The organism is Tundrisphaera lichenicola (genome assembly GCF_051175385.1).
In the GTDB taxonomy this organism is placed as follows: Bacteria; Planctomycetota; Planctomycetia; order Isosphaerales; family Isosphaeraceae; genus Tundrisphaera; species Tundrisphaera lichenicola.
In genome coordinates this window covers 948,301-972,048 of record NZ_CP195106.1, presented here as the reverse complement: position 1 = coordinate 972,048, position 23,748 = coordinate 948,301, and the positions used below count along the sequence as shown (strand labels likewise).

Below are 23,748 nucleotides of genomic sequence, written 5' to 3'. Positions count from 1 at the left end.
GACGCTCTTCCTTCGATTCGGCGAATCCCATGATCTTCCGCGATAATCCCGTCCTGATCCGCGAACTGCTGGTGAACCTCCGGTCGAACCGGGCGTTCACGCTTCAGTTCCTTTATGTGACATTCCTGGGCGTGGTGGTCTACTTCGCCTGGCCGAACGAGGGGAAGCTGGTCAGCGCCGACCTGGCCCAGCGATTGTTCAACATGTTCTTCCTCGGCCAGTTCTTCCTGGTCGCGCTGGTGGCTCCCAGCTTCGCGGCGGGCAGCATCACCGGGGAGAAGGAGCGGAAGACTTACGAGATGCTCCTGGCCAGCCCGCTCCACCCGACGAGCATCCTGGTGGGCAAGCTGCTCAGCTCTCTGACGTATCTGGTCTTGCTGATCCTTTCCAGTTTGCCGCTGGTCATCATTTGCTTCCTTTTGGGCGGGATTTTGCTCTCGGAGATCGCGCGGGCGTACCTGATCCTGATCCTGGCGGCGGGGACGTTCGGGCTGTTGAGCCTGGCCTGTTCCAGCTACTTCAACAGGACCAGCTCGGCGCTGGTGGTCAGCTACCTGGTGATCCTCCCGCTGGCGGTGATCTGCGTCGTCCTGACCCAGACCCGCGAGGTGGTCCTCCGCGACTTCGTCTCGATCGCGGTGCTCCCCCCCTGGTGCCTGACGATCTGGTCGGTGGTGATCCTGCTGGTCAATCGTCGGTTGCTCCGGCCGCCCGACGTGGGGAGCGAGGGAAAGGAAGTGGTCGACGAGGAGCAGGAGATGAAGTACGCCATCGGCGTCGTCATCGACCGCGACCTCTTCCCCGACAAGCTGTTCGCCCCGGCCAAGCGGACCGACCTGATGCCCGACGGGACCAACCCGGTCCTCGACAAGGAACTCCGCTCGGAGATCTTCAGCCAGGGGACCTTGATGCTCCGGGTGGTGATCCAGGTGAGCATGCTCCTGTCGATCCCCCTGATGGCCTTCCTGCTGTTCCTGAAGCCGGAGAACGCCGGATATTACGTCTCTTATGTGATCACGTTCAACTTATTGGTCGGGCCGGTCTTCTCGGCCGGGAGCATCACCCAGGAGCGCGAGCGTCAGACGCTCCAGCTCCTGCTGACGACCCTGCTGACGCCCGGCAAGATCGTCTTCGCCAAGCTCCTGGCGGCTCTCCGGGTCTCGACGGTCCTGACCTTCCTGCTGACCGAACAACTCCTGCTGGCCTACCTGTTGATCCCCGAGCTTCGCGACCGAGTCTGGACGCTCGGCGTCTTCCTCCTGATCATCGCGACGACCTGCCTGGCGACCTCGACCATCGGCCTGCTCTGCTCGGCCCTCTCGCGCAAGACGTCGGTGGCCATGGTGGTCACGTACATGGTCCTGCTGATCCTGTTCGTGGGCCCGGTCGGGGTCCGGAAGTATCTCGAAGGCTTCGGGGCGATGTCCTACGAGAAGATCGAGGCCCTGACGATCACCAGCCCTTATTCGGCCGCGTTCAGCATCCCGATGAAGCCGAGCCAGCTCTCCGTGATCTCGGCCGGAGATGCCCTCGCGGCCGAGCAGGCCATGAAGGTCACGCTGATCCCCGGCCTCGGCCTGCCGGTCTGGGCGGTGTTCCTCCTGCTCTATCCGATCCTGGCGGTGATCCTGTACGGGGCCACCTACCTCGCCTTCCGGATTCGCTGGTGGAAGGCGGGCGAGGGGGGCTGACGAGGGCTTCCTGGGCCTCGCTTTGTCGGGCGAGGCTCGCACTACCGGCGGGGACATTACCACCAGGGCAAGCCCTGCCCTGCGGGAAGTCTCCGGGAAGGTGCTCAGGACGAACCGCTTCCTGGTAACGAATTCGCAAGGTCAAAGTTCGCGTCGGAGGCCGCCCTGAGGACCTGACCGATCCGCTCGGCGGCGTCGGGGGTAGTCGGGCCTTCGACCAGCGCCGAGGGACCGTGGCTGGGGCCGAATCGGGTCCCGTCGGGCATCCAGGCGGCCACCTGGCTCCGGAACGCGACGAACATCGCCAGGAGTCGGTCGTTGCGATCGAAGAGCGAGACCTGGCCGGTCGAGTCGACCACGGCGGTCAGCTCGGCCCGTGCGCAGGCCAGGAATCGTCGAGGGTCATAGCTCAGGAGTCCGGGCCGAGGGGTGGACCGGCTCGCCGGACGGTCGATCGCCCAGGGGATCACCTCGAACTCGCTCCGGGTCGAACCTTCGGCGATGGTCGAGACGTCCAGCCGGCCCCGATCCCATCGGATCAGGTTGGCGTGCTTGCCGGCCTTGACCACCATCCCGTATCGCCCCAGTGTCAGCTTGAGATCGGAGTGGGTCTTGCCCTTGGCGGTCACCAGGACGGGCTGCAACGCCCCGGTAATCTCCCGGACCTCGATCTGACGCTCCCCGAGACGCCGGGCGATCAGCCGACCATCCTCGGAGAGGATGAAGCCGTGGGCATCGCTGGAGATCGGGTGCAAGACATGGGAGGGGACCCCGGCGGGATGGGTGAAGAGCCGGAGCAGCAACCCCTGCGATCCCCGAATCGGCCCCGAGACGAGCAGGGCCAGGACGTTCCCTCGGAGCTGGGCCTGGTCGATCCAGCATCCGGCCAGAGCGGGACGGCCATCGGCCAAAGGAACGAAATCGGACCACGGGACCGATTCGCCCGAGAGTCGGACCTCGCCGGTCTGGCGGTCCAGCCGGATCGACCGGCCTCGATCCGGGGCCGGCGAGGCCTCGTCCACGATCGCCAGCGCGGGCGGCGGGAGCGAGTGGTTGGCGGCCATCTCGAAGGCCCGGATCGCCCGGGGCGAGGGCCGCGTCTTCCCCTCCTTCGAGAAGGCATGCTCGCCGGTCGAGAGGTCAACGGCTCGGCTGTACGACCGTCCCCGGGCGACCACCGTGTGGGACGGCCTGCTATAGAACCATTCCCAGCGACCTTCCAGGATAGGGCCCAGGACGTGGGCCTTACCCAACCTCGCGGCGAGGTCATAGTGCATCGCCACCAGCATCTTGCCGACCCGACCGCCGACGACGAAGCCATCCGCCACGCCGAGGACGACATCCACCTGCTCCAGGACCTCGCCGTCGAACATCCCCCGAGGTAAGACCTCGGTCCGAGATCCGTCCACCTTCCAGACGTGCAGAATCCCCCGGTGGGTGCAGAGCAGGAGCCAGCGGGCTGAGTAGTCGAAATCGAACAAGGGCCGGTCGATCCGGTGGACCACGCCCAGGCGGAACGGGTAGCCAACCGGCTCGACATCCCCCCGCCAGCCCAGGGGATCGACGATCTCCGGGCCGTTTCCGGGTTCTGGGGAGACCCTCGGCGGGGTGTAATCCACCCGGAAGTCGCCCACCTTCACCGGACCGCCGGGCCTCCACTCGCGGAACTCCACGGCCCCGACCTGGTCGATCGAGACGGAGAAGACCCGAGTCCCGGGAGGGGCCTGTCGGGCCTCGGCCGAGAATTCCGCCGAGGCCGCATTCCGGGGATGGGTCAGGACCACGACGTCGCGGGTCACTCCCGGCCCGGTTTTCAGGATCTCCCCGAGCGCCGGGCCGGGGCCGGGCGTGAGGTCGGTGGCCTCCCAGAAAGCCCCGAGGGCGTCGGGGTCGGCCCGGAGCGGGTCGAGCAATCGCCCTTCCGAGCCGGTCGAGCCGACGAGGAGGGGCAGCCCTCGGCGAGCGGCAAGCCGTCCGAGGGCCAGGGCCGACGCCGAGAGGGCGTGTCGGACCCGCCCCCAGGTCCGGACTCCCTGATCCATCAGGAGGACCAGTTCCTCGGTCAAGGTCGCGTGTGGCTCCTCTCGATGGAAGTACAGCAGCTCGTTCTCGGCGAACCGGCGGAGAAACTCGATGTCGTCGATGGCGAACTGGCTGGGCAGGATCTGCTCGGGGCGACCTCGGGTCCCGATGTCGGCATAGCCGCCGGTCGGCAAGGCCCGGTGGGCCAGGCGGCGAGGGGGGAGGGTCAACGCCCCGACGAGCTGGGCCACCATCGGCACGGCATTGGCCAGCCTCTCGCGTCCGGCCAGCGTTGCCAGCACGCCCTCCAGCGATGGTGGCCGAAGGGCCTCGATCGTCGTCGCCACCCGCTCGCCCGGATCGGGCTTCGCCGAATCGCCATGTCGCAGCCAGGCTTCGATGTCGGAGGGCGAGAGCTGCTTCAACGCATTGAGGAAATGCAGCTCGAAATCGAGCGCCCCGAGCGGTGGAGGATGCGGCATGCCGTCCCAACGCTTGGCCGTCCCCAGGTCCATGGCCAACTGGGCCATCATCGCCGGGTTCGAGAGGCGAAAGCAAAGCTTCGCCATATCCGGGGGATCGGGCTCGACGGGGATTTCCCGACACAGATAGGCGCAGAGGGCCCCGGCGTTCCGATGCCGACGCCCCGTCTCGCGGAACGCGATGGCCAGGGCGTCCGATTTCCGGATCAGCTCGGGTCCGGGAATCCCATGCGCATCCCCCGGCTGTTCGGGCTCGGCCAGGCGAGAGTCGAATCGCTGCAAGAGATACAGAATATATGAGAAGTGGATCGGAGGACCGATCAGGGCATACCCTTCGAGGAACAGCCCGATCTCGGCGGCGAACGCGAAGGTCGACCCGTCGGGCCGTTCGACCGCATCGCCGGTCGTCGACCAGCTGAGCGAGTAACGGTTCGCCTCGTAATCGTCCTCGATCGTGAGGTAGTCCCGGATCTGGTAATACATCAACGACGCTCTCCCGACAGGGCCAGCCGGACCCCTGCCCGGGTGAGCTTGCCGAAGGCCGCGGTCGGGATCGCCTCGACGGCAGTCCCCTCGGCCTCCGGGACCAGCCGGAGGATCACATCCTCGGTGCCCCCGAGCGCATCGAAGAGCGACGACTCCGGGAGATTGGGCCTCGGCTCATGACCGATCGGCACCAGGACTTGCCGACCCCAGTATCGTTCGACCCCCGCCAGGTGGGGGAGCGAGCGTCCCACGAGCAGCGCGAAGTCGCCCGAGATCGCCCCCTGGATCGACCCCAGTTCGGCCGAGGTCGCCAGGTCGGCCCATCGAACGAGCTCAAGCAGCGGGCAGAGTGCCGCCGAAGTCGGGCGAGCCCGGCTATCCCGGACCAGATTCATCCGGATCGGTCGAGGAGGGTCGCCGCCGGGAAATTCGGCCGAGAACAGTTCGGGGAGGACCGCCCGGGCCAGCGCCACCGGCTCGCCATCCGGTGGCACCTCGAAGCTTGGCAGGCGATGCCCCACGCGATGCCAGGATTCACCCCGGCGTTCGAAAAGTTCGACCCCGGGGACCGGCAGGATTGCGCGGAGGACGCCATCGTCCCCTTCCTCCCAGAAGACCCAGGTCTGATCGTCCCGTGAGATGACCGAGATCCCGCCTGATCGCCGGAGCCCGGCCAGGGCCGCGAGCGACTCGGCGGGAAGTCGGGCGCAGCTCACGCGTTCGAGCGGGTTCTTCAAGAACGTCGACCCTCGGGGCCCGATCCGATCGCGTCCGGCCGGACGTCAACTCCGTCTATTCGATCGCCCGGCCGGGCGGGACGCAAGACCGAACCCGAGAGGGAAGACGCGAGCCTCACTTCGACCGGGGTGGATCGATCCGGTAGACGCGCCCCTCGATGGCGACGGTCACGGGCTCTTCGAAGGTGAAGTACTGATTCTGCGCGGGCGACTGGTTTCGGACGACCTTGAAGAACTCCTCGCTGAACTGTTCGAGGACGATGGCCTTTTCGTCCTCCTCGGGCTTCACCTCCGCGTCGACCCATCGATCGGACTTCCGATAGAAGGTCTTGGCGCCGAGGTTCCGGACGTTCTGGGCGGGCTGTGCCGGCGCCGAGCCGGGCCCCATCATCCCCGGCATCGCTCCACCCGCGGAGCGGCCACCGATCCCGCCCATCATCCCCGCCATCCCTCGTCCCAGGGCCGGCATCCCGCCCGCGCTCCCTGGTGACGCCGGTACGGCGGAGTAGGCATATTTCGCCTCCTCGAAGCTCTCGGCCTTGTTGTAGAGCTGCTTCATCGCCCGCTGCGAGGTCCCCGCCTGGCCCTGGACGACCTGGAGCGCGTCGAGGCTCAGCGTGGCCCTCCGGTTATTTTCGGCCGAGGCGTGCAGATTGACCCGTTCGTCGGCCAGGAACGAGGTGTACGGGGTGAGCAGGCCGTACTTGGTGCTCAGGGCCACCAGCTCGTCGGTCAGCTCCTTGTTCGGACCATTCAGGTCGATCTGATCGATGATGAACCCGACCCGGCGGACCGCCCAGAGCTTCTCGACGAAGTCGTAACCCGTGCTGGATCTCGGCCCGGCCAGCTCGGTGGGGAACTCGAACGACTGTCGGTCCGCGCCCACCTTGCCCGAGAGCCGGACCGTGGACGGGCCCGATTTCCGATAGCGGCCGACCCAGACGAGCTGACCGCCCTCGAACAGATCGGGAATGTCACGCGGGTAGGTCCGGTTCACGTCGGTCCCGGTGAACTCGACCGCGATCGAGGCGAGGGCCGGTCGAGTGATCTTCGAGTAGAACGCCCCCACATGGGCCTCGATATCCTCGTCGGGCCGTACATACTCGCTGGTCCCCCCGTTCCCCCCGCTCAAGCGGTCGAGCAGGCGGGCATTCACGTCGAAGCCGACGCCGAAGGCGAAGATCCGGGCGTGCGACTTGTTGCTCGCCTTCCCGTTCTCGGCGATCTTCAGCTCGCTGGTCTCGCCCGCCGTGGGGAGGCCGTCGGTCAGGAAGATCACGTAGCCGGGCCTGGAGTCGTCGGGGATCATCGTCAGCGAGGCCTTGAGCGCCCCGTCGATGTTGGTCGAACCCCCCTCGCGGATGTTGGCGACGAACTTCTCGGCCTCGGCCCGGGTGCTCGACGAGTAACGCTGAAGCTCGGGCTTGAAGGCCTCGACCCGGTCGTCATAGGCGATGATGTTGAAGGTGTCGTCGTCCCGCAGATTATTCAGGACCGACTGGAGCGCGGCCCGGGCCTGCTCCAGCTTCTTGCCGGCCATCGAGCCCGAACGATCGATCACGAACACGACGGTCTTGGGCAGCGGCTTGGAGTCGACCGGCTTGACCCTCGGGCTGGCCAGCAGGAGGAAATAACCATCCTCCGACTCATTCGGTTGGTAGCTCAGGACCGTCGCCCCGAGCGCCCCTTCGGCCAGGGTGTACACCAGCCGGAAGTCCTCGGTCGGCAGGACGTCCCGACGTTCGAGGGTCGCCTTGACCTCGCGCTCCCCCGGTCGGGAGATGGAGGCGTCGTGAGTCGGGCAGTAGACCGACTTGATCGGGTCGCGATTCTCGATCGAGACGGTCAAGGCCAGCTTCTGGATCGGCCTGGCCGAGTGCTTCTGGGTACCCAGCGGATAGGCGAACTCGACCACGTCCCGATCGCGCTTGCAGAGCTGGGTGTAGCGGAGCGTGACCTGCCGATCGGCCCCCGGTGGGATCGGGAAGACGCTGGCGCGGAACAGCCCCCGGCCCATGTATTCGAGGAGCGCCGGGTCGCGCTTGGTCCGGACGATCTCCTCGTAGATCCTCCGGGCCTCGTCCTTGGGGAGCAGCCGACCGGGCAACTCGCGGCCGTCGACCATCAAGACGAGGTTCTGGACCCCCGCATCATCGGGCAGGGGGAACAGGTATTCCGCCTCGATCTCGGTCGAGCCGGGGTTGTGGAACGTCTGGGCAACGCGGACCTCGGCCACCTGATCGCGGACCCGGGCGTCGATCGAGACTTCGCGGATCTCGTAGGCCCGCGCCACCGGGACGGGGACCCGGTGGAAATGGCGATCGACCAGGAACCCCTGGGCCAGGGCCGACCGGCCCGGCAGGAAGACAGCCATCAGCCCCAGGGCCAGCATTCCGAGTCTGCGAGGCTTCATGTCGTTCCCTCCCTTAAAAGTTCCGAAGATGTCGATTCGATCTTCGAGACCCGCGCCGATTAGACGGAGGGCCAGGCCGCTCGGTTCCCGAAGCCTAGTAGGATCTCTCCCCAAACTTGTCGACGGCCGACTCGCCCTTTTCTTGGGAGGCCGAACGTGAGAGAACCGAACCGACCATGGGCGTTCGAGATCGGTCGCCGAATGGGTTGCCCTCGAATTGAGGACTATCGATCCGATGAAGATTCTCATACTCGGCCTGGGTTCGCGGGGCGACGTCCAGCCCTTCGTCGCGCTGGCGCTGGGCCTCACGGAGGCCGGGCATCAGGTCAAGCTGGCGACCGGGACCGACTTTCGCGAGTTCGTCGAAGGGCGAGGCGTCGACTATTTCCCGATCCGGGCCGACTTCTCGGCGATGGCCCGATCCGAGGCGGGGAAGGCGGCGATCGAGGGAAAGTCGGGAAAGGCCCTGGCGACCCTGAAATCGTCGATCCTCCCGACGTTCCGCCGGATCCTCGACGATTCCTGGGCGGCGGCCGAGGGGGCCGAGGCGATCGTCTTCCATCCCAAGATCGTGGGAGCCCCCGACATCGCCGAGAAGCTGGGCATCCCGGCCTTCGTCGCCCTGCCGATGCCGATGCTCGTGCCGACCCGGGCCTTTCCCCACCCGCTACTCCCGGTTCGAAACCTGGGAGGAGTCGTCAACCGGCTCACTTATTCACTCAACCAACTGGGCCTGATCCCGTTCCGAAAGCTGATCGATCGATGGCGTCGGGACGCACTGGGCCTTCCCCCTCGGAAGCGAACCATCGCTCCCGGCTCGGCATCACTGCCGGTTCTTTACGCTTACAGCTCGCAGCTCATCCCCAGGCCGGACGACTGGGGGCCTTCGGTGGCCCTGACCGGTTCCTGGGACCTGGCTCGACCCGACGTGTGGGAACCGCCCGATCGGCTGCTCCGCTTCCTCCAGGCAGGCCCGGCCCCGGTTTATGTGGGGTTCGGCAGCATGACGGGATCGGACCCCGAGGCGGGGACCAGGCTCGTCGTCGAGGCGCTCGAGCGTGCGGGATGTCGGGGCGTCCTGGCCTCGGGATGGGGCGGCCTGTCGCTGGACGACCTCCCGGATTCGATCCTCGGGATCGAATCGATCCCGCATGACTGGCTCTTTCCCCGGATGGCGGCGGTCGTCCATCACGGAGGGGCGGGGACGACCTTCGCCGGCCTCCAGGCCGGGAGGCCGACGGTCGTCTGCCCGCACTTCGCCGACCAGCCGTTCTGGGGCCGGGTGGTCTCTCGGCGCGGGGTCGGCCCTTCGCCGATCCCCCGACATTCGCTCTCGGCCGAGCGACTGGCCGAGGCCATTCAGATCGCGACGACCGACCATCGGATTCGACAGGACGCGGAATCGCTGAGACACTCATTGTGCGAGGAAGACGGGGTCGGCAACGCGGTCCGGTTCATCGAGTCGACCGTGCTTACCCCGTCTTCCTGAAATTCCATCTTCCCGGAAATCCTCTCAGCGTCCCGGGATGATCAGCTTGGGCTTGTCGCCCGAGGGTGGGTTGCCGCCGCCCGAGCCGGGAGTCCAGAGGCCGCCACCGCCCGATCCGGAGGCCGGGCCACCGGGGGTCCAGACCTCGGGCTTGGTGGCGGAGACCCCTAGTCGGCCGGAAGCGGTGGTGACCCTCGGGCCGTACTCGGCGAGCACGGATTGCAAGGGGCGACTGTCGAGGAGGATATCCTCGGGGTTGTCGGGGTTCGGGCTCATCCGGACCAGGCCCATCTCCACGAGGTTCATCAGGATGATCTGATTGGCCGACGGGTCGCTGGGATAGCGCTCCAGGACGATGGCCAGCTCGGGAACCCAGGACTCGGGGCTCTCGGAGCGGGCCCTCAGGCGGACCTCGATCATGTCCCAGAGCGGGGCGTTCGGCCCCCGGCGGGCGGGCGAGTCGGCCTGTCGCCCCTTGGTGAGCCAGTCGCGAGCCGTGGCCATGTCGCCTCGGCTGGCGGTCAGGCTGGCGAGGTCGGAGTGGACCGAGACCGGGTCGATTTTGCCTTGTTCGAACAGCGACGGCCGGGACACGATGGCCAGCGCGGCGGCTTCCATGGCCCGGTTCATCATCGACCGGCGAGCCCGTCGGTAGTACGTCACCAGTCGATCGTCGTCGAGCTTCTCGGCGGAGACGGATGCGAGCCGGGCTAGCGGAAGGGATTCGATTTCGACCGTGGCCGGGTCGATGGCCGGCTCGGGCTTCAGGTTCAAGCGGGTCCGGAGATTGGCGAAGGCGGGCCCGTCCTGATCCGGGTCGCTATCCTGCTCGTACTGGCACAGGGCGGCCCGGAGCGGAATCTCAGCCCCGCCATCGCGGGCGGCCCGCTCGGGGGTCCGGAAGCCCAGGTAGGGCATCGGGGTGACCGGCCAGACATCGCGGAGCATCCGGATCCGCTGCTCGTGGTCGAGCCGCTCCGCCTCGGCCGGTTCGAGCCCGGCGGGGTAGAGCCATTCCCAGACCAGGGCCAGGTTCGACCGGGCATCCTCGTCGAGGACCTTGGTGCGAGGGTGGGCTGGGGCGATCGCAGTCCCGGCCAGGGCGGTGAAGCGATCCCCCAGCTCATCGACCCGGCCGTCGTCATACGTCTCCAGCGCGACGATCTCCTGCCCGACGGCGATCCGCCCCAGGATCCGGGGGATCTGGTCGGGGGTCAGCCCTCGGCCGTCGTGCTTGTCGATCCTCGGCTTGTCGAGGATGACGAAGTTATCGGTCAGCGGCGACTCGTCGTCGCCGGGGTCGATCGGGGCCTGGCCGTCGTCGAAGATATCGTCCTTGGATCGGAGGGCGGTCAGCAGGGCGTCGCGATTCCGGAGGGGCCAGATCAGCTGGACGTGCTCGACCCGGTCGTCGGGGTGGATCGGCTCGATCTGCTGGCAGAGGACCTCGAGGTCGACCGCCTCGGTCGAGGGGGCGAGCTTGCGAGAGCGTCGACGGAGCGGGCCGACGGCCCCCGTCTCGTCCCCGAGCCAGAGTCGGCAGAGCCCGAGGTTGTAGTCGGCCTCCCCGCCGGGGTCGTGGGCCGCCAGCGCGTCGAAGATCGCGGCGGCCGGGGCCCAGTGCCCTTGCGCGGCCAGGAGGCGCGCCTTCTCGAACTGGCTGAAGCCCCGATCGTCGAGTTGTTCGGGAGGCCCCGCCAGCCTCAGCCGATCCTTGACCCAGGGGGAGGCCCCGGGCGTGGCTTCGAGCTGCCGAAGGGCCTGCGCCGCCGACTGCTCGGGGTCGCCTCCCAGGTTGGCCACCAGGTCGAGGTGCTTGAGGGCGGCGGGAATCCGCCGGGACTCGGCCAGGAGGAGGGCCACCACCCGTCCCAGGGGGGCCAGCATCGGTCGGTCGTTGTCGTCGACGGCCGAGAGGACCTCCTGGAACATGCCCGCGCCATTGACCGGCCCTTCGGTCTCCAGGACGCACCGGGTCAGGAGGACCAGCGCCCCGAAATGCTTGGGGTTCTTCTTGAGGACCTCGCGGAGCGTGCCCTTGGCCGGCTCGGGATCGCCCAGGCGAATCTGCATGATCGCCTTGCGGGTCAGGAGCCAGGGATTACCCGGTTCCTTCCGGAGGCCTTCATCCAGGACCTTGATGGCGGCCTCGAGCTGACCGCCGTCGAAAAGCCGCTGCGCCTTGTCGGCGAACGACTCCACCTTGTGGCAGCACCACTTGAACTTCTGACCGCTGCCACACGGACACGGGGCATAGGGCTCAACGCCTGCCATTACTTTGCATTCCTGGCGGATTCGAAAAACAGGTCAAGGCGACGACGCGAGGAGGGTCGGTTCGTGCACCTCCGTGGGTTCACAGTAGCAAAGCGGCGAGGGGCGCGTCTATCCTGGGCCGGTGGCCATGACCGCCGGGCGACCGGCGAGGCAACGGGCGGCAACCGGGAGTAGTCGGATGTTTCAGATCGGTCGAATCCAATTCTTTCGGGCGGGTCTGGTGGCGGCGCTGGTGGCTTCGGTCATGGTGGGACCGGCCTGGGGCTGGGGGAGGCTGGGGCATCGGATGGCCGGGAAGATCGCCGAAGGTCGGTTGACCCCGGCGGCCCTGGCGGCGGTCCGGGGGCTCCTCGCCCCGGGGGAATCCCTGGCCGACATCTCGACCTGGGCCGACGATTATCGCCGGGATCATCCCGAGACCGGCCCCTGGCACTATGTCAATGTGCCGATCGGCGAGGCGAAATATGACCCCAAGTTCGACCCGGCCAGCGAGCACGTCGTCGCCAAGGTCGTCGAATTCCGGAAGGTCCTGGCCGACCCCGCTCGGCCCCGCGAGGAGCGGGTCCAGGCCCTGAAGTTCCTCGTCCACTTCGTCCAGGACATGCACCAACCGGTCCACGTCGGGCACCGGGACGACAAGGGCGGCAACGACTTGCAGGTCCAGTTCTTCGGCAAGGGGTCGAACCTCCACCGGGTCTGGGATTCGGGGCTCCTGGAGCACCCCGGGCGGGACGAGGCGGCCTACGTCGCCTTCCTCTCCGGCACGATCACCCCCAAGCTGGCCGACGAGTGGTCGTCGGGCCGGCCCTCCGACTGGGCCAACGAGAGCCTGGCCCTGGCCCGGAAGGCCTATCAGGACCCGGTTCGCGACGTCGAGATGGAGAGTGGGGCCAAGCTCGGCCAGCCCTACCAGGATGCCAACCTGCCCTCGGCCGAGCGACGGGTCGCCCAGGCCGGGGTCCGGCTGGCCTGGATCCTCAACGAAGTCTTCCCGTGAAACCGACGGGCTCCCGTCGTTTCAATCGTGGGTCCGGGTCGAGCTGATCAACTCGCCCGGAGGGGGCTGGTCGCTCGGGGGAGCGCCATGCCCCTTGGGCTTGGAGATCATGCTGAGGGCCAGGATGAGGGCCATCCCTCCCCAGAAGACCCAGGCGTTCATTTCCAGGGGGATCTGAAACGCCCAGTTGGGGATCGATTCGCGCCAACCTCCGGGCAATGGCTTGAAGTGATCCGGTCGGAGGGCTTCGTCGAGACCCCCTCCCAGGAGCTTCAGGCCGATCCAGCCAACCAGGTAATAAGCCCCGATCGCCAGGCCGTGGAAGCGCTCCAGGAGGATCAGGAAGTAGCCGGCGACGAATCGCATGGCGACGATCCCCAGGATCCCACCAATGTAGATCACCAGCAGGCGGACGTCGATGTCGACGAGCCCGGGGACCTCCAGGAGTACCCGATCGCCCAGGCGACGGGGCAGGACGTCGGCCGTGCCGACCGCCGCCAGGATCGAGTCGATGGAGAATGCGATATCGGTCACCTCGACGCCGATCACCGTCCCCCAGAATCCGTTACCGAACCGCGAACGCCGCTCGGCCCCGGGCTCGTCCTCGCCGTGGATCAGGTGAGCGATCGCGATATAGAGCAGGTACAGGCCGCCGCCCACCTTGAGCTGCCAGAAGTGGAGGAGGGTCGAGGCGAAGATCACCGCGATCAGGCGGAACCCGAACGCACCGAGCATCCCATAGCGAAGGGCCCGCTTCTGTTGTTGCTTGGGGAGGTGCCGGACCATGACCGCCAGGACCAGCGCATTATCGGCGCTCAGCAATCCTTCGAGGACGACCAGGATCCCAACGGTCGTCGCCAGAAGTACGAGGTCGGCGACTTCGATGCCCCACATGGCCGGGCACTCCTCACTGAGGGGGGACGAGACGGATCGACCCGGGGAGGGCGGAGCGATGGCGGCGCGATCCAAGGCCGCTCAGAGGATAGGCTAACAAACTCTCGCCACCGAGGCGACCCCCCCGGCGATCCGCCCGAAACGGAAGGCCCGGCATGGTCTGAACGTGGGATCCCGGGTACACCGGAGAGATCCGGAGATACCCATCGCCTGGCCCACCGGCCCATTGGGGGGTATGCTGAAATGGAGGCGTTGGGTTGACTTCGGCCATGGACCATCGGGAGCGACCGATATGGCGAGCAGACCAGCCGCGAGAGCCTCCTGTGCCTTCGGACTGGCGGCCTGGATCGTCGGCTCGATCGCGATCGCGGCCCAGGCCGAGGCCCAGGAATCGCCGCCCAAGGAACCTCCCGCCAAAGCCCCGGCGAAGGCGAAGCCCGCGTCCTCGAAGGCGAAACCCCCGATCGACGACGAGCCGGTCGTGATGTCGGCCGAGGCCGCCGCCAGGGCCCGCGGAAGGTCGTCGGAGGGAGATCGCTACGGGGCAGAGCCCGACTGGCGCGAGATCCCGGCCTGGCGTCAGGCGTCATTCTTCGGCATCCGGGCCGAGGGACGGGTCTTCGTCTTCGTGGTCGACCGCTCGGGAAGCATGATCGACGCGGATCGACTCGACCGGGCCAAGGCGGAGCTGCGACGGAGCGTCGGGAGCCTGCAATCCCCCCAGCGATTCAAGGTGATCTTCTACAACGACCGCCCTCTGCCGATGCCCGGCGACTTCACCAAGCCCGCCGACTACCCCTCCAAGGCCCAACTGGCCCGCTGGATGAACTTCGTCGAGCCCGAAGGGGAGACCGACCCGAGGTCCGCCCTCGCGCTGGCCCTGGCCATGCGGCCCGACGCCGTCTTCCTCCTGTCCGACGGCGCGTTCCCGCCCGGGACAGCCGACTCGGTGGTGAAGTTCAACCCGAAGAAGGTCCCGATCCACTGCGTCGACCTGGCCGGCGGGGCGGGTGGCGACGATCTCCGGAAGATCGCCCAGGATTCCGGGGGGCAGTACGCCGGCCGGTGATCGATCGGCGATCCTCAGGTCCGATCGATGATAACCGTTTAGCCAACTGGGCCGGATGATCGGCGACGGGGCCGAACAGACTTTGGAGGCGGTTCAGGGCTTCGGGCTTCGGTTCCATTTCAAGAGAACGTCGACATCAGCCCAGAGCGACTACAATTCCTTCTGCTTGCCCGAGGGGAGCTTGACCAGCTCCCAAGTGTCGCGGATGTTGGCGAGGCCGTCGTCTTGTTTCCAGTGAACCAGCGTTGTCGAGACACGTTCCTTACTGCCGGGCTCGATGATCATCGCCACGCGTTTCCGAGCGGATAGCTCGGCCTTGAGCCCATCGAGGGCTTGCATGCGGAGCTTGGCTTTGGAGGCCTCATCCGGCGCAGTAGTATTGTCCTTGCCCGTTCCAGTGGCAGCCCGCAGTGCACTGCGGGCCACATTATAACGATGCTCTGCCGACCGATCACTGGGCAGCTTCGGGTCGGCCTTCAGGGCTTCGGTCCAGAGTTGCACACTGGTCGAATACAGCTTCTCGTTGAAGGCGTGCTGCGCAATCGTCAGGCCCTCCGCGTTGTCCTTCGGCTCGTCGCCCTTGAGTACGTTCGCCAGCCGCTCGTTCAGGGTCATGAACTGCGGATCGGCGGCTCTACGAGTGTCCAGTTCCTTCCGGCATTTGCGGTTTCTTCGGGTTTGTCGATTGAATGAGACGGTCGAGGGCTTCGGGGACGGAGTATTTGCTTTGCTCTGGAATCTCGGCTTCACGCTTTGCATCCCTTCGTAACCGGCCAGCAGCAGCGTCTCAGCTTCGGCATACTTCTTCTGGCCCAGGAAGGCACCGCCTAGCATCGACTTGGTGCTTTAGGTGGACCAGATGTCGGGCTGGGTCTTCTCGCGGGGGTTTAGACAGTTGCAAGCGAGGCCCGCGGGCGTCACTTCTTCTCCTCAGTCGGGGATGACTTCGCGTCGACGAACGGCCAGGCAGGGAAGGCGCGATCCATGGCGTCGAGCATGAGGAGCTGGAAGTCGGCGCGGTCGCGGATGGGGTCGAGGTCGGTGTCGGTGGCAAAGAGGCCAAGATCGAGGAAGCCGTCGGCGATAGCCATCCGGAATTCCTTGATGGCCCGATCGGCGAACGCGCGCTTGCGGGTACGTTCGGCCTCGGTCAGCTCGGCGTCGGCCTTTCCGCGGCCGACCAGTGGGACGAGCTGAGCCATTTCGCAAAGTATGTGGTAGTGGATCGCCTTATCGCGCAGCTCGGGAGGGGCCGCGTCGAGCAGCGAGAACCGCTCGCGGGAGGCGGCGTCGGCCTCGTCGATCCGTCCGAGTGCGCGGAGCGACTTGCCGATGTTCTGGTAGTGATTGCTGAGCCATGACCGATACTGCGCCGATCTCGGATCTCGGTCGAGGCAAAGGCGTTGGCGGGCGATGGCCTCGCGTACGGCGGCGATGGCCTCCTCATGACGGCCCAGCTTGTTCAGGGCCATGGAGAGATTGTTGCCCGCGCCGGCCTCCAGGCTGGCCACGCCGATGTCCTGCGAGTTCTCGCGGAACAGTTCCTCGTAGATGCCCTTCGCCCTCTCGAACTGGGGGATGGCCTCGGCCGATCGGCCGGCGTCGACGAGGGTCAGCCCGAGATGGGAGAGGCTGTTCGCCAGGTCGGTCCGGTACTGCACCGGCTCTGGGAAGTCGCGGGCCAGCGCCTCGGCGATGGCGATGGCCTGCGTTTGCACCGCGATGGCCTGGTCGAATTCGCGCCAACCGCGATGGAGGTTTCCCATGAGCATCAGGGTGGTAGCCAGGTCGGACCGGAACCGGGGGACGGTCGGCACCTCGGCGACGATCGCCTCGCCGAGCGTCCTCGCGCGGGCAAAGGCCTGGCGGCCTTCGCCGAGTCCGAGCAGCTCGCCGAGGCTGCGGAGGATCTGGGCCAGATTGGACCGATAAGAGACGACGTTGGGCTGCGCGGCGACCGCCTCCTCGAGCAGGGCGATGCCTCGGCGATAGGACGCCAGCGCCTCGTCCTTCCGGCCGACGGACGCCAGCATAAAGCCCAGGTTGTTCAGGCTCATCGCCAGCTGGGCTCCGTGACCGACCCGCTCGGTCGACTTCCCATGAACCTGTTCCCGCAGCTCGACGGCCTTGAGGTAATGGGCGATCGCCGGCTCGGACCGGCCGAGCTTGCTGTCGAGCCAGCCGAGATTGTGCTCGCTGTAGGATAGGTCCGAGAGCGGGCCGTCCTCCGTTGGAATCTCCCTCGCTAGATCCTGCCGCAACTTCAGCCCCTTCTCGTGCGCGGCCCGTGCCTCGTCGAACTCCCCGAGCTCGATGTGGATGTTGCCGAGGTTGTTGTAGATCATCGCGAGGCTACCGCGGGCGCGACTGCTCTTCGTGCGGATCGACAGCGGCTCCATGATCGCGATGGCCTCGCGGTAGGACCTCGCCGCGTCGCCCTGCAATCCCGACTCGGCGTTGAGCCAGGCCAGCGAGAAGTTGGCGTACATGAGCTTCTCTTCCAGCCCCGAGGGATGGTCTGGGTCCTGCATCTCGCGGTCCAGAGCCTCTTTGAGCTGGCGATAGAAGCCGGCGGGGGCTGCAAGTAGGTTCTGGCGGAGCGGCTTGAGGTCGGGACGGGTCAGGAGATCGGGATTGGTCTCGACGACCTCGCGGTAGTTGTCGATCGCCTTGATCGCCAGGTCTTCACGCTCCTCGGCTCGCTTACGCGAGAGGTCGGCCTTGGAGTTGGCCGTGCGTTCCTTGGCGACCGCCGCGTTCGCTTTGACCATTCCAACGCTTGTGCCGACTACCCCGCCAATCAACGCCAGCAGCACAAGGCTCGCCGCGATCACCTGGATCTTGTTCCTCTTGACGAACTTCCTGAGCCGGTATCCACGACTCGGGGGCCGGGCCTCCACGACCTCATCGGCGAGATAGCGCTGGATGTCCCTCGCAAATCCGTTGGCGGTGTCGTAACGCCGGGTGCGATCCTTCTCCAATGCCTTCATCACCACGCAGTCAAGTTCACCTTGAATCAACCTCGACAGCCGGGCCGGTTCGATGCTGCGGTTGGCCGCGATGTTCGGCAGGGCGTCGGCCGTGCTCAGTTTTGTGCTCGGCCGCGGCGGGTGGACCTCACGCACCATGCGTAGCATTTCCAGCAGGGCGCCACGCTTGAACTGCGAGGCGTCGATCGGCGGAGCACCCGTGAGTAGTTCGTAAAGCATCACTCCGAGCGCGTAGACGTCGCTCCTCGTGTCGATGTCCATCGACGACGGGTCCGCCTGCTCGGGCGACATGTAAGTCGGCGTGCCCACGATCGCCCCGACATCGGCAAAGCTCATGTCGGTAAGCTTCACCTCGGTCGCCTTCGCCACGCCAAAGTCGATCACCTTCGGGGTTGGCCGACCGTCCACCTCCGTGACCAGCACATTCCTCGGCTTGAGGTCGCGATGGATGATCCCTTTCTGATGGGCGTGCTGCACCGCCTGGCAGACCGCGACGAACAGTTCCAGCCGGGCCTTCACAGGCAGCCGTTTTTGGTCGCAATACGAGGTAAGCGGCTCCCCCTGGACTAACTCCATGACGAAGAATGGCTGCCCCGATGGAGTGAGGCCACCGTCGTAAATGCGGGCAATGTTCGGGTGGTCCATCATCGCGAGAGCCTGGCGCTCGGCGTCGAACCGGGCCAGTACCCCGCGCGAGTCTATCCCCGTTTTGATGAGCTTCAAAGCCACCTGACGCTTGACCGGCTCGGACTGCTCGGCCAGGTAGACCGAACCCATGCCGCCTTCGCCGATCACTTCAATCAGTCGATAACGGTCAGCGATGACTGTGCCGATCTCTTCGCGCTCGGAGATCCCTGACGTCTGGGACGAAAAGACGTTTGATGCCCCTGGGATGGTGGGATCGGAATCGGAATGGTCGATCGTCGCTGAGGCCCGGTCGAGCCGATTTTCCCTGGTTGCGACCGTCGGAGGTTTGTGGGCTCCCGTTTCCGCGTCCGTGGAGGCGTTGATATCGGCGTGGGGCCGAGTCTCCGATCCCTCGTCGGGTCGGTGCGCCCCGGTCACGAGTGCTGTGCTTTTATCGAACTCTTCGAGCTCAGGTGGCGGCCGATCGAGCGGGTTGCGGCCCCGGGCGTGACCGGCTAGCAAAAGTTCCAGACGACGGCGCAACTCCGGATTCCCGACACACACCTCGTCGAGAAACGCGGCTTGTTTCGCCGGGTCGGTGCGGTTGAGGGCTTCGGAGAGAAGTTCGAGTTCGATCACGGAAGCCTCCATCGGGGTGGTTCGTCGCACCCAATGCGAAATCCGCCGACAGAACGCGCAGTCGATTCCGAAATATATTTTTAACCGACAGATAGGTTGGCCGCCAGCCAGGCCCGAGCGTAGTGCCACCAGGAGTCGGCGGTGCGAGGAGCGATGTCCAGATCCTCGGACGCTTCGCGAAGGCTCCGACCGCCGAAGTATCGCAGGGTTAATAGCTTAGCCACTCTCGGGTCTTGGGCAGCCGATCGATTGAGCGCGTCGTGTACCACTAGGACATCTTCATCGGGGGTGATCCCGGAAAGGCGGTCCAGATCGGTCGTCACTCGCCGGCCGGCCCCACGCTTGGCGGCCATGCGGCTTCGGACATGATCCACAAGGTTACGGCGCATGGCTTCGGAAGCGGCTGCGAAGAAGCGACCTCTGCCGTCGAACTCCTGGCCCCCGACCAACCTCATGAAGGCCTCGTGAACGAGTTCGGTGGCGTTGAGGGTGTGGTCACGAGCCTCGCCCGCCTAGCGGACGGCGGCGAGCTTGCGTAACTCGTCGTAAACGAGCGGCAGGATCTGGGTCGCGGCCCGTCGGTCACCGGCCGCGGAGGCATCCAGGATTTGTGTGATCTCGGGCATTGTGGCTCGAGTCTACCCAATACGACGATTCCGACAGATGCCCCAATCCTCCTGGACCATCTCGGGGATGATCCCGAAGGTGGCCTTGCCGTGGGCTTCCTTGATGGTCTCGGGACGTCGGGCGACTTCGGTGCAGAGCCACTTCGGGTCCGGGGTGATGCCGACCCTCCCCAGGTCGAGACGATCGGCATCCCAGCAAGTCTGGATCGTGACGTCGGGATGGGTCCGCTCGTGCGTGTGCCCGGCGCAGGCCCGGTGGAGCAACTCGAACTGGGGATCGGTCAACTCGAAGAACCGGCCCCGGAGCGTCCCTGCGAACTCGGCCGCGCGAGGTCCGTGGTCGGGGTCGGTGCCTTCGTTGACCCTCCGGGAATCGTGGAGCAAGGCGAACAGCCGGACCACTTCGATGTCGGCATTCGTCTCCTCGGCCAGCATCAGCCCGTTTTCCAGGACCCTCGCCCAGTGGGCGACCCCGTGGAAGCCGTCCCAGGGCAGGGTATAGTCGTCGAGGACGACATCGAGGATCCCCTTCACATCTGTTTTCATGAGGTGTTCGACTCGTTGATGGGGCGGACCCGGATCTCGATCCGGTCGGGGGTGGAGTCCTCTACTGCGACTCCCGTCACTGACCCGCCGAGAGCGAACCCACGGGGCTCCCGCGAATCGCGGTCCCTTCGGGCAGCGGGCGGGCGGCGACCAGGAAGCCCTGGGTGTGAAGCTCGTCGCGGAGCTTCCGGTAGAGGGCGAAACCGTCGGGATAGATCCACATGGTGATCGTATCACGTCCAGGGATCAGGCGGTGGATGGCCCTGGAGAAATTGGAGGAATTGCTCCGAGTACTCTCGAAGGGCTCGCCCCGGTTGTTCCCGGCGGGGATGATCTCCCAGCCCAGGAGGGAATACTGGGCATCGCCGGGATCCATGAACTGGGCCACGGCGTCGGGCAAGGTCCGTCCCATCTCGTAGTGGAGCGAGAACGCACCGACCGGCCCGACCGTGGCCGAGATCCGACTCCGATTGCCCCCGGCCCGGAGGCGGATCCGGGCGTCGGTCTTGACCATCTCGATCAGTCGGTCGAGGTCGATGAACGAGACGTGATCGCGCCGGACCTCGAAGTGATACTCGGCGCCATCGGTCGGCTTGGCCACGGCGCTCTTGGCCATCAAGGCCTGGGCCTTAGGGACCGGGATGCTCTGGATCGCCAGCAATTCCTTCTTGAGTCGATCACGCTCGCCCCGGAGAAATCCCCCCTTGGCCGACGCGGCGGCGATCCGGGCGCTCGGGTCCCGGACCCGACCGGCGAGCGAGCGGCTATCCGCCAGGGTCCTGGCGGTCTCGATCGAGGCGTCCCGGAGGGCCTTCTCGGCGTCGGCAAGCCGGGCCTCGGCCCTGGCCCGGTCGCGGGCCGCCTGGTCGAGCGACATCTCGGCGCGGGCCACGGCGGCCTCGTCCAGCGGGATCGGTTCGGGGACCGGCCGGGGTGCAGGCTTCGGGGTCGGTGCCGGGGCGGGAGGCGGAGGGGGCTCGACGACGGCAACCTTCTCGGGGGCGGGTGCCGGGCGGGCGAGGACGGGCTCGCGATCGGGCCTCGGTCGGACTTGCCAGGCCCAGGCTCCCGCCAGGAGGGCCAGCAGGAGCGCGGGGCGGGCGATGATTTTCGCGTAGGATTCGGGAGCGATCGTCGATGGTTCGGGCATCACCAGCCCTCCGAGGGGAGGATGGAGAGGGAGTCGGGCTGGACCACCTGGGTCGTCATCGGCCAGTCCAGTCCCGAGAGGAGCATCTGGCTCCGCGCGGCCCAGTAAGTCTGGGAGCCGCCAGACTGGACCAGGAACCGGACCTTCGGTTCGAGGAGCACCGAGGGGTCGGCCGCCCTCCGGGCTTTCACCAGGGCCACCATCTGCTGCTTGAGGAGGCCGTCGCGGTCCTTCAGGGCCTCGGCCGTCACCCGGTAGCTACCCGGCTGGAGGATGACGCCGCGAGGCCCGCAGACCACGACCATCTCGTATCGGCGGTCGATGATCTTGCCCATCCCCGGATCGGGCATCGAAGCGGAGCCCGGGCTCCCCTCCGAGGGATTGCCCGAACCGGCCGTGGAGGGGGAAGTGCCCATCGGGGGCATCCCTACCCCGATCCCGGCGGGAGTCTGGGGGGGCTGGCCTCCCGAGGGCGGGCTGCCCGAACCGCCCGACTGGCCGATCATCCGACGGACCGGCTGGCCCCCACCCGCCGAACCTCGCTGACCCGACTCGGCGGGACGGCCCGAGGTCGGATCATCGGAGGAAGGCGGGAGTTGCACGCCCATCGCGAGGGGTCGGGTGAACGGCCCTCGATGGATCTCCGGGGGCGAGAGGTCCGCAGGATCGGGAGTCGTCGAGCCGGGCGTCCGAGATCGATCCTTCGAGCCGTTACCTGGCTTCTTCGGCCAGACGAATTCTGTGCCCGGGTCCGACTCGGGCCGATCGGCCGAGTTCGGGCCGGAATCCGGCTCGTTCGAGCCCGAGGGATCATGATCGGCGGAGGGGCTCGCAGAGTCGGGCCGTTCGAGCGAGGGGGCCTGATCGATCGAGCCTGGCGAGCCGGCAGATCGGCCGGGCTGCTCCGGCTGGGTCGGGCTCGTGGGCGGGCCTCCCGAAGAGCCGGGTGTTCCGGTCGGATCAATGGCGGAGGGGAAACCCGACCCCAGATCCGGGGTGGCTCGGCCGGTTCCCGACGGGCGACCCGAAGTCAGTCCATGACCACCGCGGATCATCGGGCCGGCGGGAGTTCCCGGTGGGGGGTTGAACCCCCGAGATCCAGCCGCCAGCGTCCCCGATCCTTCGAGGTCGGGCTCGCTCGCGGCCGGGGCGATCGGCCCTTGATCCGGCGACGTTGCCATGGTCGGTCCGTTCGACGATCCGCTCGGGAGGGGTGACCCGCCCGGTTGGTTGCCCAGGACCGGATCGGATCCCCGAGTGGGGTCGGGGTTTACTTCTTTCAATCCCCCACTCGCCGCGGCGCGGGCCAGGGCCTCCTGGCCGGGCCAGACGAAGTCGGAATCGTCGATTTCGGCCCGACCACCTCCTCCTCGACGGTTCGGCCCCAGGGTGGGCCAATCCTCATTTTCTGCGGGCGAGACGCCCGGCGGGTCGAACGATCGGGGGTTCCGGGGAGAGACCGAACCGTCCCAGGCCGCGACGTCATCGAGGTCGGGGAATTCGATCTCCCAGTCCTGGTCGGCCAGCTCGTAGCCGAAGGTGATCCCGAGCGGTTCGAGCCGCCCCCGGGCTTCATAATAAGGGCGAACGCCGTCGGGTCGGACGAGGAAGAAGATATAGGGGACCACCGGAGCACCGTCGGGCGACTCGTGCTGGCGAATCCGGATCAACTCGCGGGCGATGGCACCCAGGAATGGGTTGCTACTCGGGCCGAAGCCCGAGGCCAGGTCGAGCAGGCCGAAGGCGAGCCCTTGGGGTTGGAGGATCGCCATCCCGTTGGTGCACTCGACCACGATGGGCCGCCTCCAGGTCCCGTTCGGCCCCTTGTGCGGCAGGATCGCCTGGGAGGGCCGGGAACTCGCCCGGGCGATGGCCGCCTTCCGGGCATCCCGCTCCCGGAGCAGGGCGTCCCGCTCCAGGGCCAGTTCATCGACCTCGGTCTCGCTCTTGCGGACCTTCGACTCCAGCGCCGAGAGCTGGGCATTGACCAGGGATTCCCTGCGTCGCCAACGCTCGGCCTCGATCATCGCCGACTTCCGGGCGGCTTCCAGGGCCGTGGCCTTCCGGTCGGCCTTCGAGGCCTCCAGGAGTTGCTCGGCCTCGGCCTGGGTCAGTTTCGCCAGGACCCTGGGCGTCGGATCTTCGGGGGGAGGAGCGGGTGGTTCGGGCTCGGGCTCGACCACCGGGACCGGGGCGGGTTTCGCCTCGGGAACGGGCGTGGGGGAGGGCGGCAACGCGACTGCGACCGGGGCCAGAGCCTTCGGGCGCGGGGCGGCTCGTCGCTGGACCACGATGATCAGTCCCAGCGACCCGGCCAGGCAAGCCAGGATCAGGACCAGCGGGACAAGCTCGGCCCCGACCCCCGTTCGAGGGCGCGTCATGTGATCGGGCCTCCCATGCCCCCCCGACAGCCGGTCCGCCCATCCGTGCCCTGGCGGATTTCGTCCCGGCGGTTCCATCATCGGCTGACATCGGCAGGAGCACCCGGCCAACTTGACCGAAAGTGGACCGGCCCGTTCAGTGGGTGTAGCCAGGGATTCTGGGGGGCGTTGCGGCGATCGGCTACGGTTCTCTCCCGGAGCAAGCTCCGGGTCTGAAAGCGTGAGCAAGCTCGCG

General features: G+C 66.9%; 14 protein-coding genes and 1 pseudogene. 4 read left to right on the top strand and 11 right to left on the bottom strand.

The genetic code is table 11. The features are described 5' to 3' along the window. Nucleotides 1-29: 29 nt before the first annotated feature. The gene (locus tag P12x_RS03745; RefSeq protein ID WP_435009495.1) at nucleotides 30-1,691 is read left to right on the top strand and encodes an ABC transporter permease; all 1,662 of its coding nucleotides are present in this window, start codon (nucleotides 30-32) and stop codon (nucleotides 1,689-1,691) included. Between the two features lie 104 nt (nucleotides 1,692-1,795). On the opposite strand, the gene P12x_RS03740 is transcribed toward P12x_RS03745, so the two are convergent. The 3 genes from P12x_RS03740 to P12x_RS03730 all read right to left on the bottom strand — a co-directional run bounded on the left by P12x_RS03740 (nucleotide 1,796) and on the right by P12x_RS03730 (nucleotide 7,831). After that, the gene (locus P12x_RS03740; protein ID WP_435009494.1) at nucleotides 1,796-4,678 is read right to left on the bottom strand and encodes a hypothetical protein; all 2,883 of its coding nucleotides are present in this window, start codon (nucleotides 4,676-4,678) and stop codon (nucleotides 1,796-1,798) included. Further along, a complete protein-coding gene (locus tag P12x_RS03735) occupies nucleotides 4,678-5,418 on the bottom strand; it encodes a hypothetical protein (protein WP_435009493.1) in 741 nt (246 codons plus the stop codon). Before P12x_RS03735 ends, P12x_RS03740 begins: the two co-directional genes overlap by 1 nt. Nucleotides 5,419-5,533: 115 nt before the next feature. Beyond that, nucleotides 5,534-7,831: a VIT domain-containing protein gene (locus P12x_RS03730; protein ID WP_435009492.1), complete on the bottom strand. Its 2,298-nt coding sequence runs from the start codon at nucleotides 7,829-7,831 to the stop codon at nucleotides 5,534-5,536. A gap of 235 nt (nucleotides 7,832-8,066) precedes the next feature. On the opposite strand from P12x_RS03730, the gene P12x_RS03725 reads away from it, so the two are divergent. After that, nucleotides 8,067-9,320 carry a glycosyltransferase gene (locus P12x_RS03725; RefSeq protein ID WP_435009491.1) on the top strand — a complete coding sequence of 418 codons (1,254 nt, stop codon included), beginning with the start codon at nucleotides 8,067-8,069 and terminating at the stop codon, nucleotides 9,318-9,320. Between the two features lie 24 nt (nucleotides 9,321-9,344). Here P12x_RS03725 and P12x_RS03720 read toward each other — a convergent pair whose 3' ends face one another. After that, nucleotides 9,345-11,594 (bottom strand): tetratricopeptide repeat protein, encoded by a 2,250-nt coding sequence (locus P12x_RS03720; protein WP_435009490.1) that lies wholly within the window; start codon nucleotides 11,592-11,594, stop codon nucleotides 9,345-9,347. Between the two features lie 178 nt (nucleotides 11,595-11,772). On the opposite strand from P12x_RS03720, the gene P12x_RS03715 reads away from it, so the two are divergent. Next, nucleotides 11,773-12,591 (top strand): S1/P1 nuclease, encoded by an 819-nt coding sequence (locus P12x_RS03715; RefSeq protein ID WP_435009489.1) that lies wholly within the window; start codon nucleotides 11,773-11,775, stop codon nucleotides 12,589-12,591. A gap of 21 nt (nucleotides 12,592-12,612) precedes the next feature. Here P12x_RS03715 and P12x_RS03710 read toward each other — a convergent pair whose 3' ends face one another. After that, a complete protein-coding gene (locus tag P12x_RS03710; protein ID WP_435009488.1) occupies nucleotides 12,613-13,485 on the bottom strand; it encodes a TerC family protein in 873 nt (290 codons plus the stop codon). Nucleotides 13,486-13,777: 292 nt separating this feature from the next. Here P12x_RS03710 and P12x_RS03705 point away from each other — a divergent pair, with 292 nt between their 5' ends. Beyond that, a complete protein-coding gene (locus P12x_RS03705) occupies nucleotides 13,778-14,554 on the top strand; it encodes a vWA domain-containing protein (protein ID WP_435009487.1) in 777 nt (258 codons plus the stop codon). Between the two features lie 150 nt (nucleotides 14,555-14,704). Here the strand turns inward: P12x_RS03705 and P12x_RS03700 are convergent, their stop codons facing one another. The 6 genes and pseudogenes from P12x_RS03700 to P12x_RS03675 form a co-directional block, all read right to left on the bottom strand. Continuing rightward, a complete protein-coding gene (locus P12x_RS03700; RefSeq protein WP_435009486.1) occupies nucleotides 14,705-15,388 on the bottom strand; it encodes a hypothetical protein in 684 nt (227 codons plus the stop codon). Between the two features lie 83 nt (nucleotides 15,389-15,471). Continuing rightward, nucleotides 15,472-18,822 carry a protein kinase domain-containing protein gene (locus P12x_RS03695; RefSeq protein WP_435011758.1) on the bottom strand — a complete coding sequence of 1,117 codons (3,351 nt, stop codon included), beginning with the start codon at nucleotides 18,820-18,822 and terminating at the stop codon, nucleotides 15,472-15,474. Between the two features lie 68 nt (nucleotides 18,823-18,890). Next, nucleotides 18,891-19,436, bottom strand: a pseudogene (locus P12x_RS03690) (ECF-type sigma factor). A 12-nt stretch (nucleotides 19,437-19,448) separates the two neighbouring features. Next, the gene (locus tag P12x_RS03685) at nucleotides 19,449-19,982 is read right to left on the bottom strand and encodes a hypothetical protein (protein ID WP_435009485.1); all 534 of its coding nucleotides are present in this window, start codon (nucleotides 19,980-19,982) and stop codon (nucleotides 19,449-19,451) included. Nucleotides 19,983-20,058: 76 nt separating this feature from the next. Further along, on the bottom strand, nucleotides 20,059-21,132 hold the full coding sequence (locus P12x_RS03680) for a hypothetical protein (protein WP_435009484.1): 1,074 nt from the start codon (nucleotides 21,130-21,132) through the stop codon (nucleotides 20,059-20,061). Further along, nucleotides 21,132-23,513, bottom strand: coding sequence for a hypothetical protein (locus P12x_RS03675; protein WP_435009483.1), 2,382 nt, complete (start codon nucleotides 23,511-23,513; stop codon nucleotides 21,132-21,134). Before P12x_RS03675 ends, P12x_RS03680 begins: the two co-directional genes overlap by 1 nt. Between the last annotated feature and the right edge of the window lie 235 nt (nucleotides 23,514-23,748).

Bases quoted from the DNA above. Each gene is read 5' to 3' on its own strand.
- P12x_RS03725 (WP_435009491.1), top strand. From the start codon at position 8,067: ATGAAGATTCTCATACTCGGCCTGGGTTCGCGGGGCGACGTCCAGCCC.
- P12x_RS03680 (WP_435009484.1), bottom strand. From the start codon at position 21,132: ATGCCCGAACCATCGACGATCGCTCCCGAATCCTACGCGAAAATCATC.
- P12x_RS03720 (WP_435009490.1), bottom strand. From the start codon at position 11,594: ATGGCAGGCGTTGAGCCCTATGCCCCGTGTCCGTGTGGCAGCGGTCAG.
- P12x_RS03675 (WP_435009483.1), bottom strand. From the start codon at position 23,513: ATGACGCGCCCTCGAACGGGGGTCGGGGCCGAGCTTGTCCCGCTGGTC.
- P12x_RS03740 (WP_435009494.1), bottom strand. From the start codon at position 4,678: ATGTATTACCAGATCCGGGACTACCTCACGATCGAGGACGATTACGAG.
- P12x_RS03715 (WP_435009489.1), top strand. From the start codon at position 11,773: ATGTTTCAGATCGGTCGAATCCAATTCTTTCGGGCGGGTCTGGTGGCG.
- P12x_RS03730 (WP_435009492.1), bottom strand. From the start codon at position 7,831: ATGAAGCCTCGCAGACTCGGAATGCTGGCCCTGGGGCTGATGGCTGTC.
- P12x_RS03745 (WP_435009495.1), top strand. From the start codon at position 30: ATGATCTTCCGCGATAATCCCGTCCTGATCCGCGAACTGCTGGTGAAC.
- P12x_RS03695 (WP_435011758.1), bottom strand. From the start codon at position 18,822: ATGGAGGCTTCCGTGATCGAACTCGAACTTCTCTCCGAAGCCCTCAAC.
- P12x_RS03705 (WP_435009487.1), top strand. From the start codon at position 13,778: ATGGCGAGCAGACCAGCCGCGAGAGCCTCCTGTGCCTTCGGACTGGCG.
- P12x_RS03685 (WP_435009485.1), bottom strand. From the start codon at position 19,982: ATGAAAACAGATGTGAAGGGGATCCTCGATGTCGTCCTCGACGACTAT.
- P12x_RS03710 (WP_435009488.1), bottom strand. From the start codon at position 13,485: ATGTGGGGCATCGAAGTCGCCGACCTCGTACTTCTGGCGACGACCGTT.
- P12x_RS03700 (WP_435009486.1), bottom strand. From the start codon at position 15,388: ATGCTAGGCGGTGCCTTCCTGGGCCAGAAGAAGTATGCCGAAGCTGAG.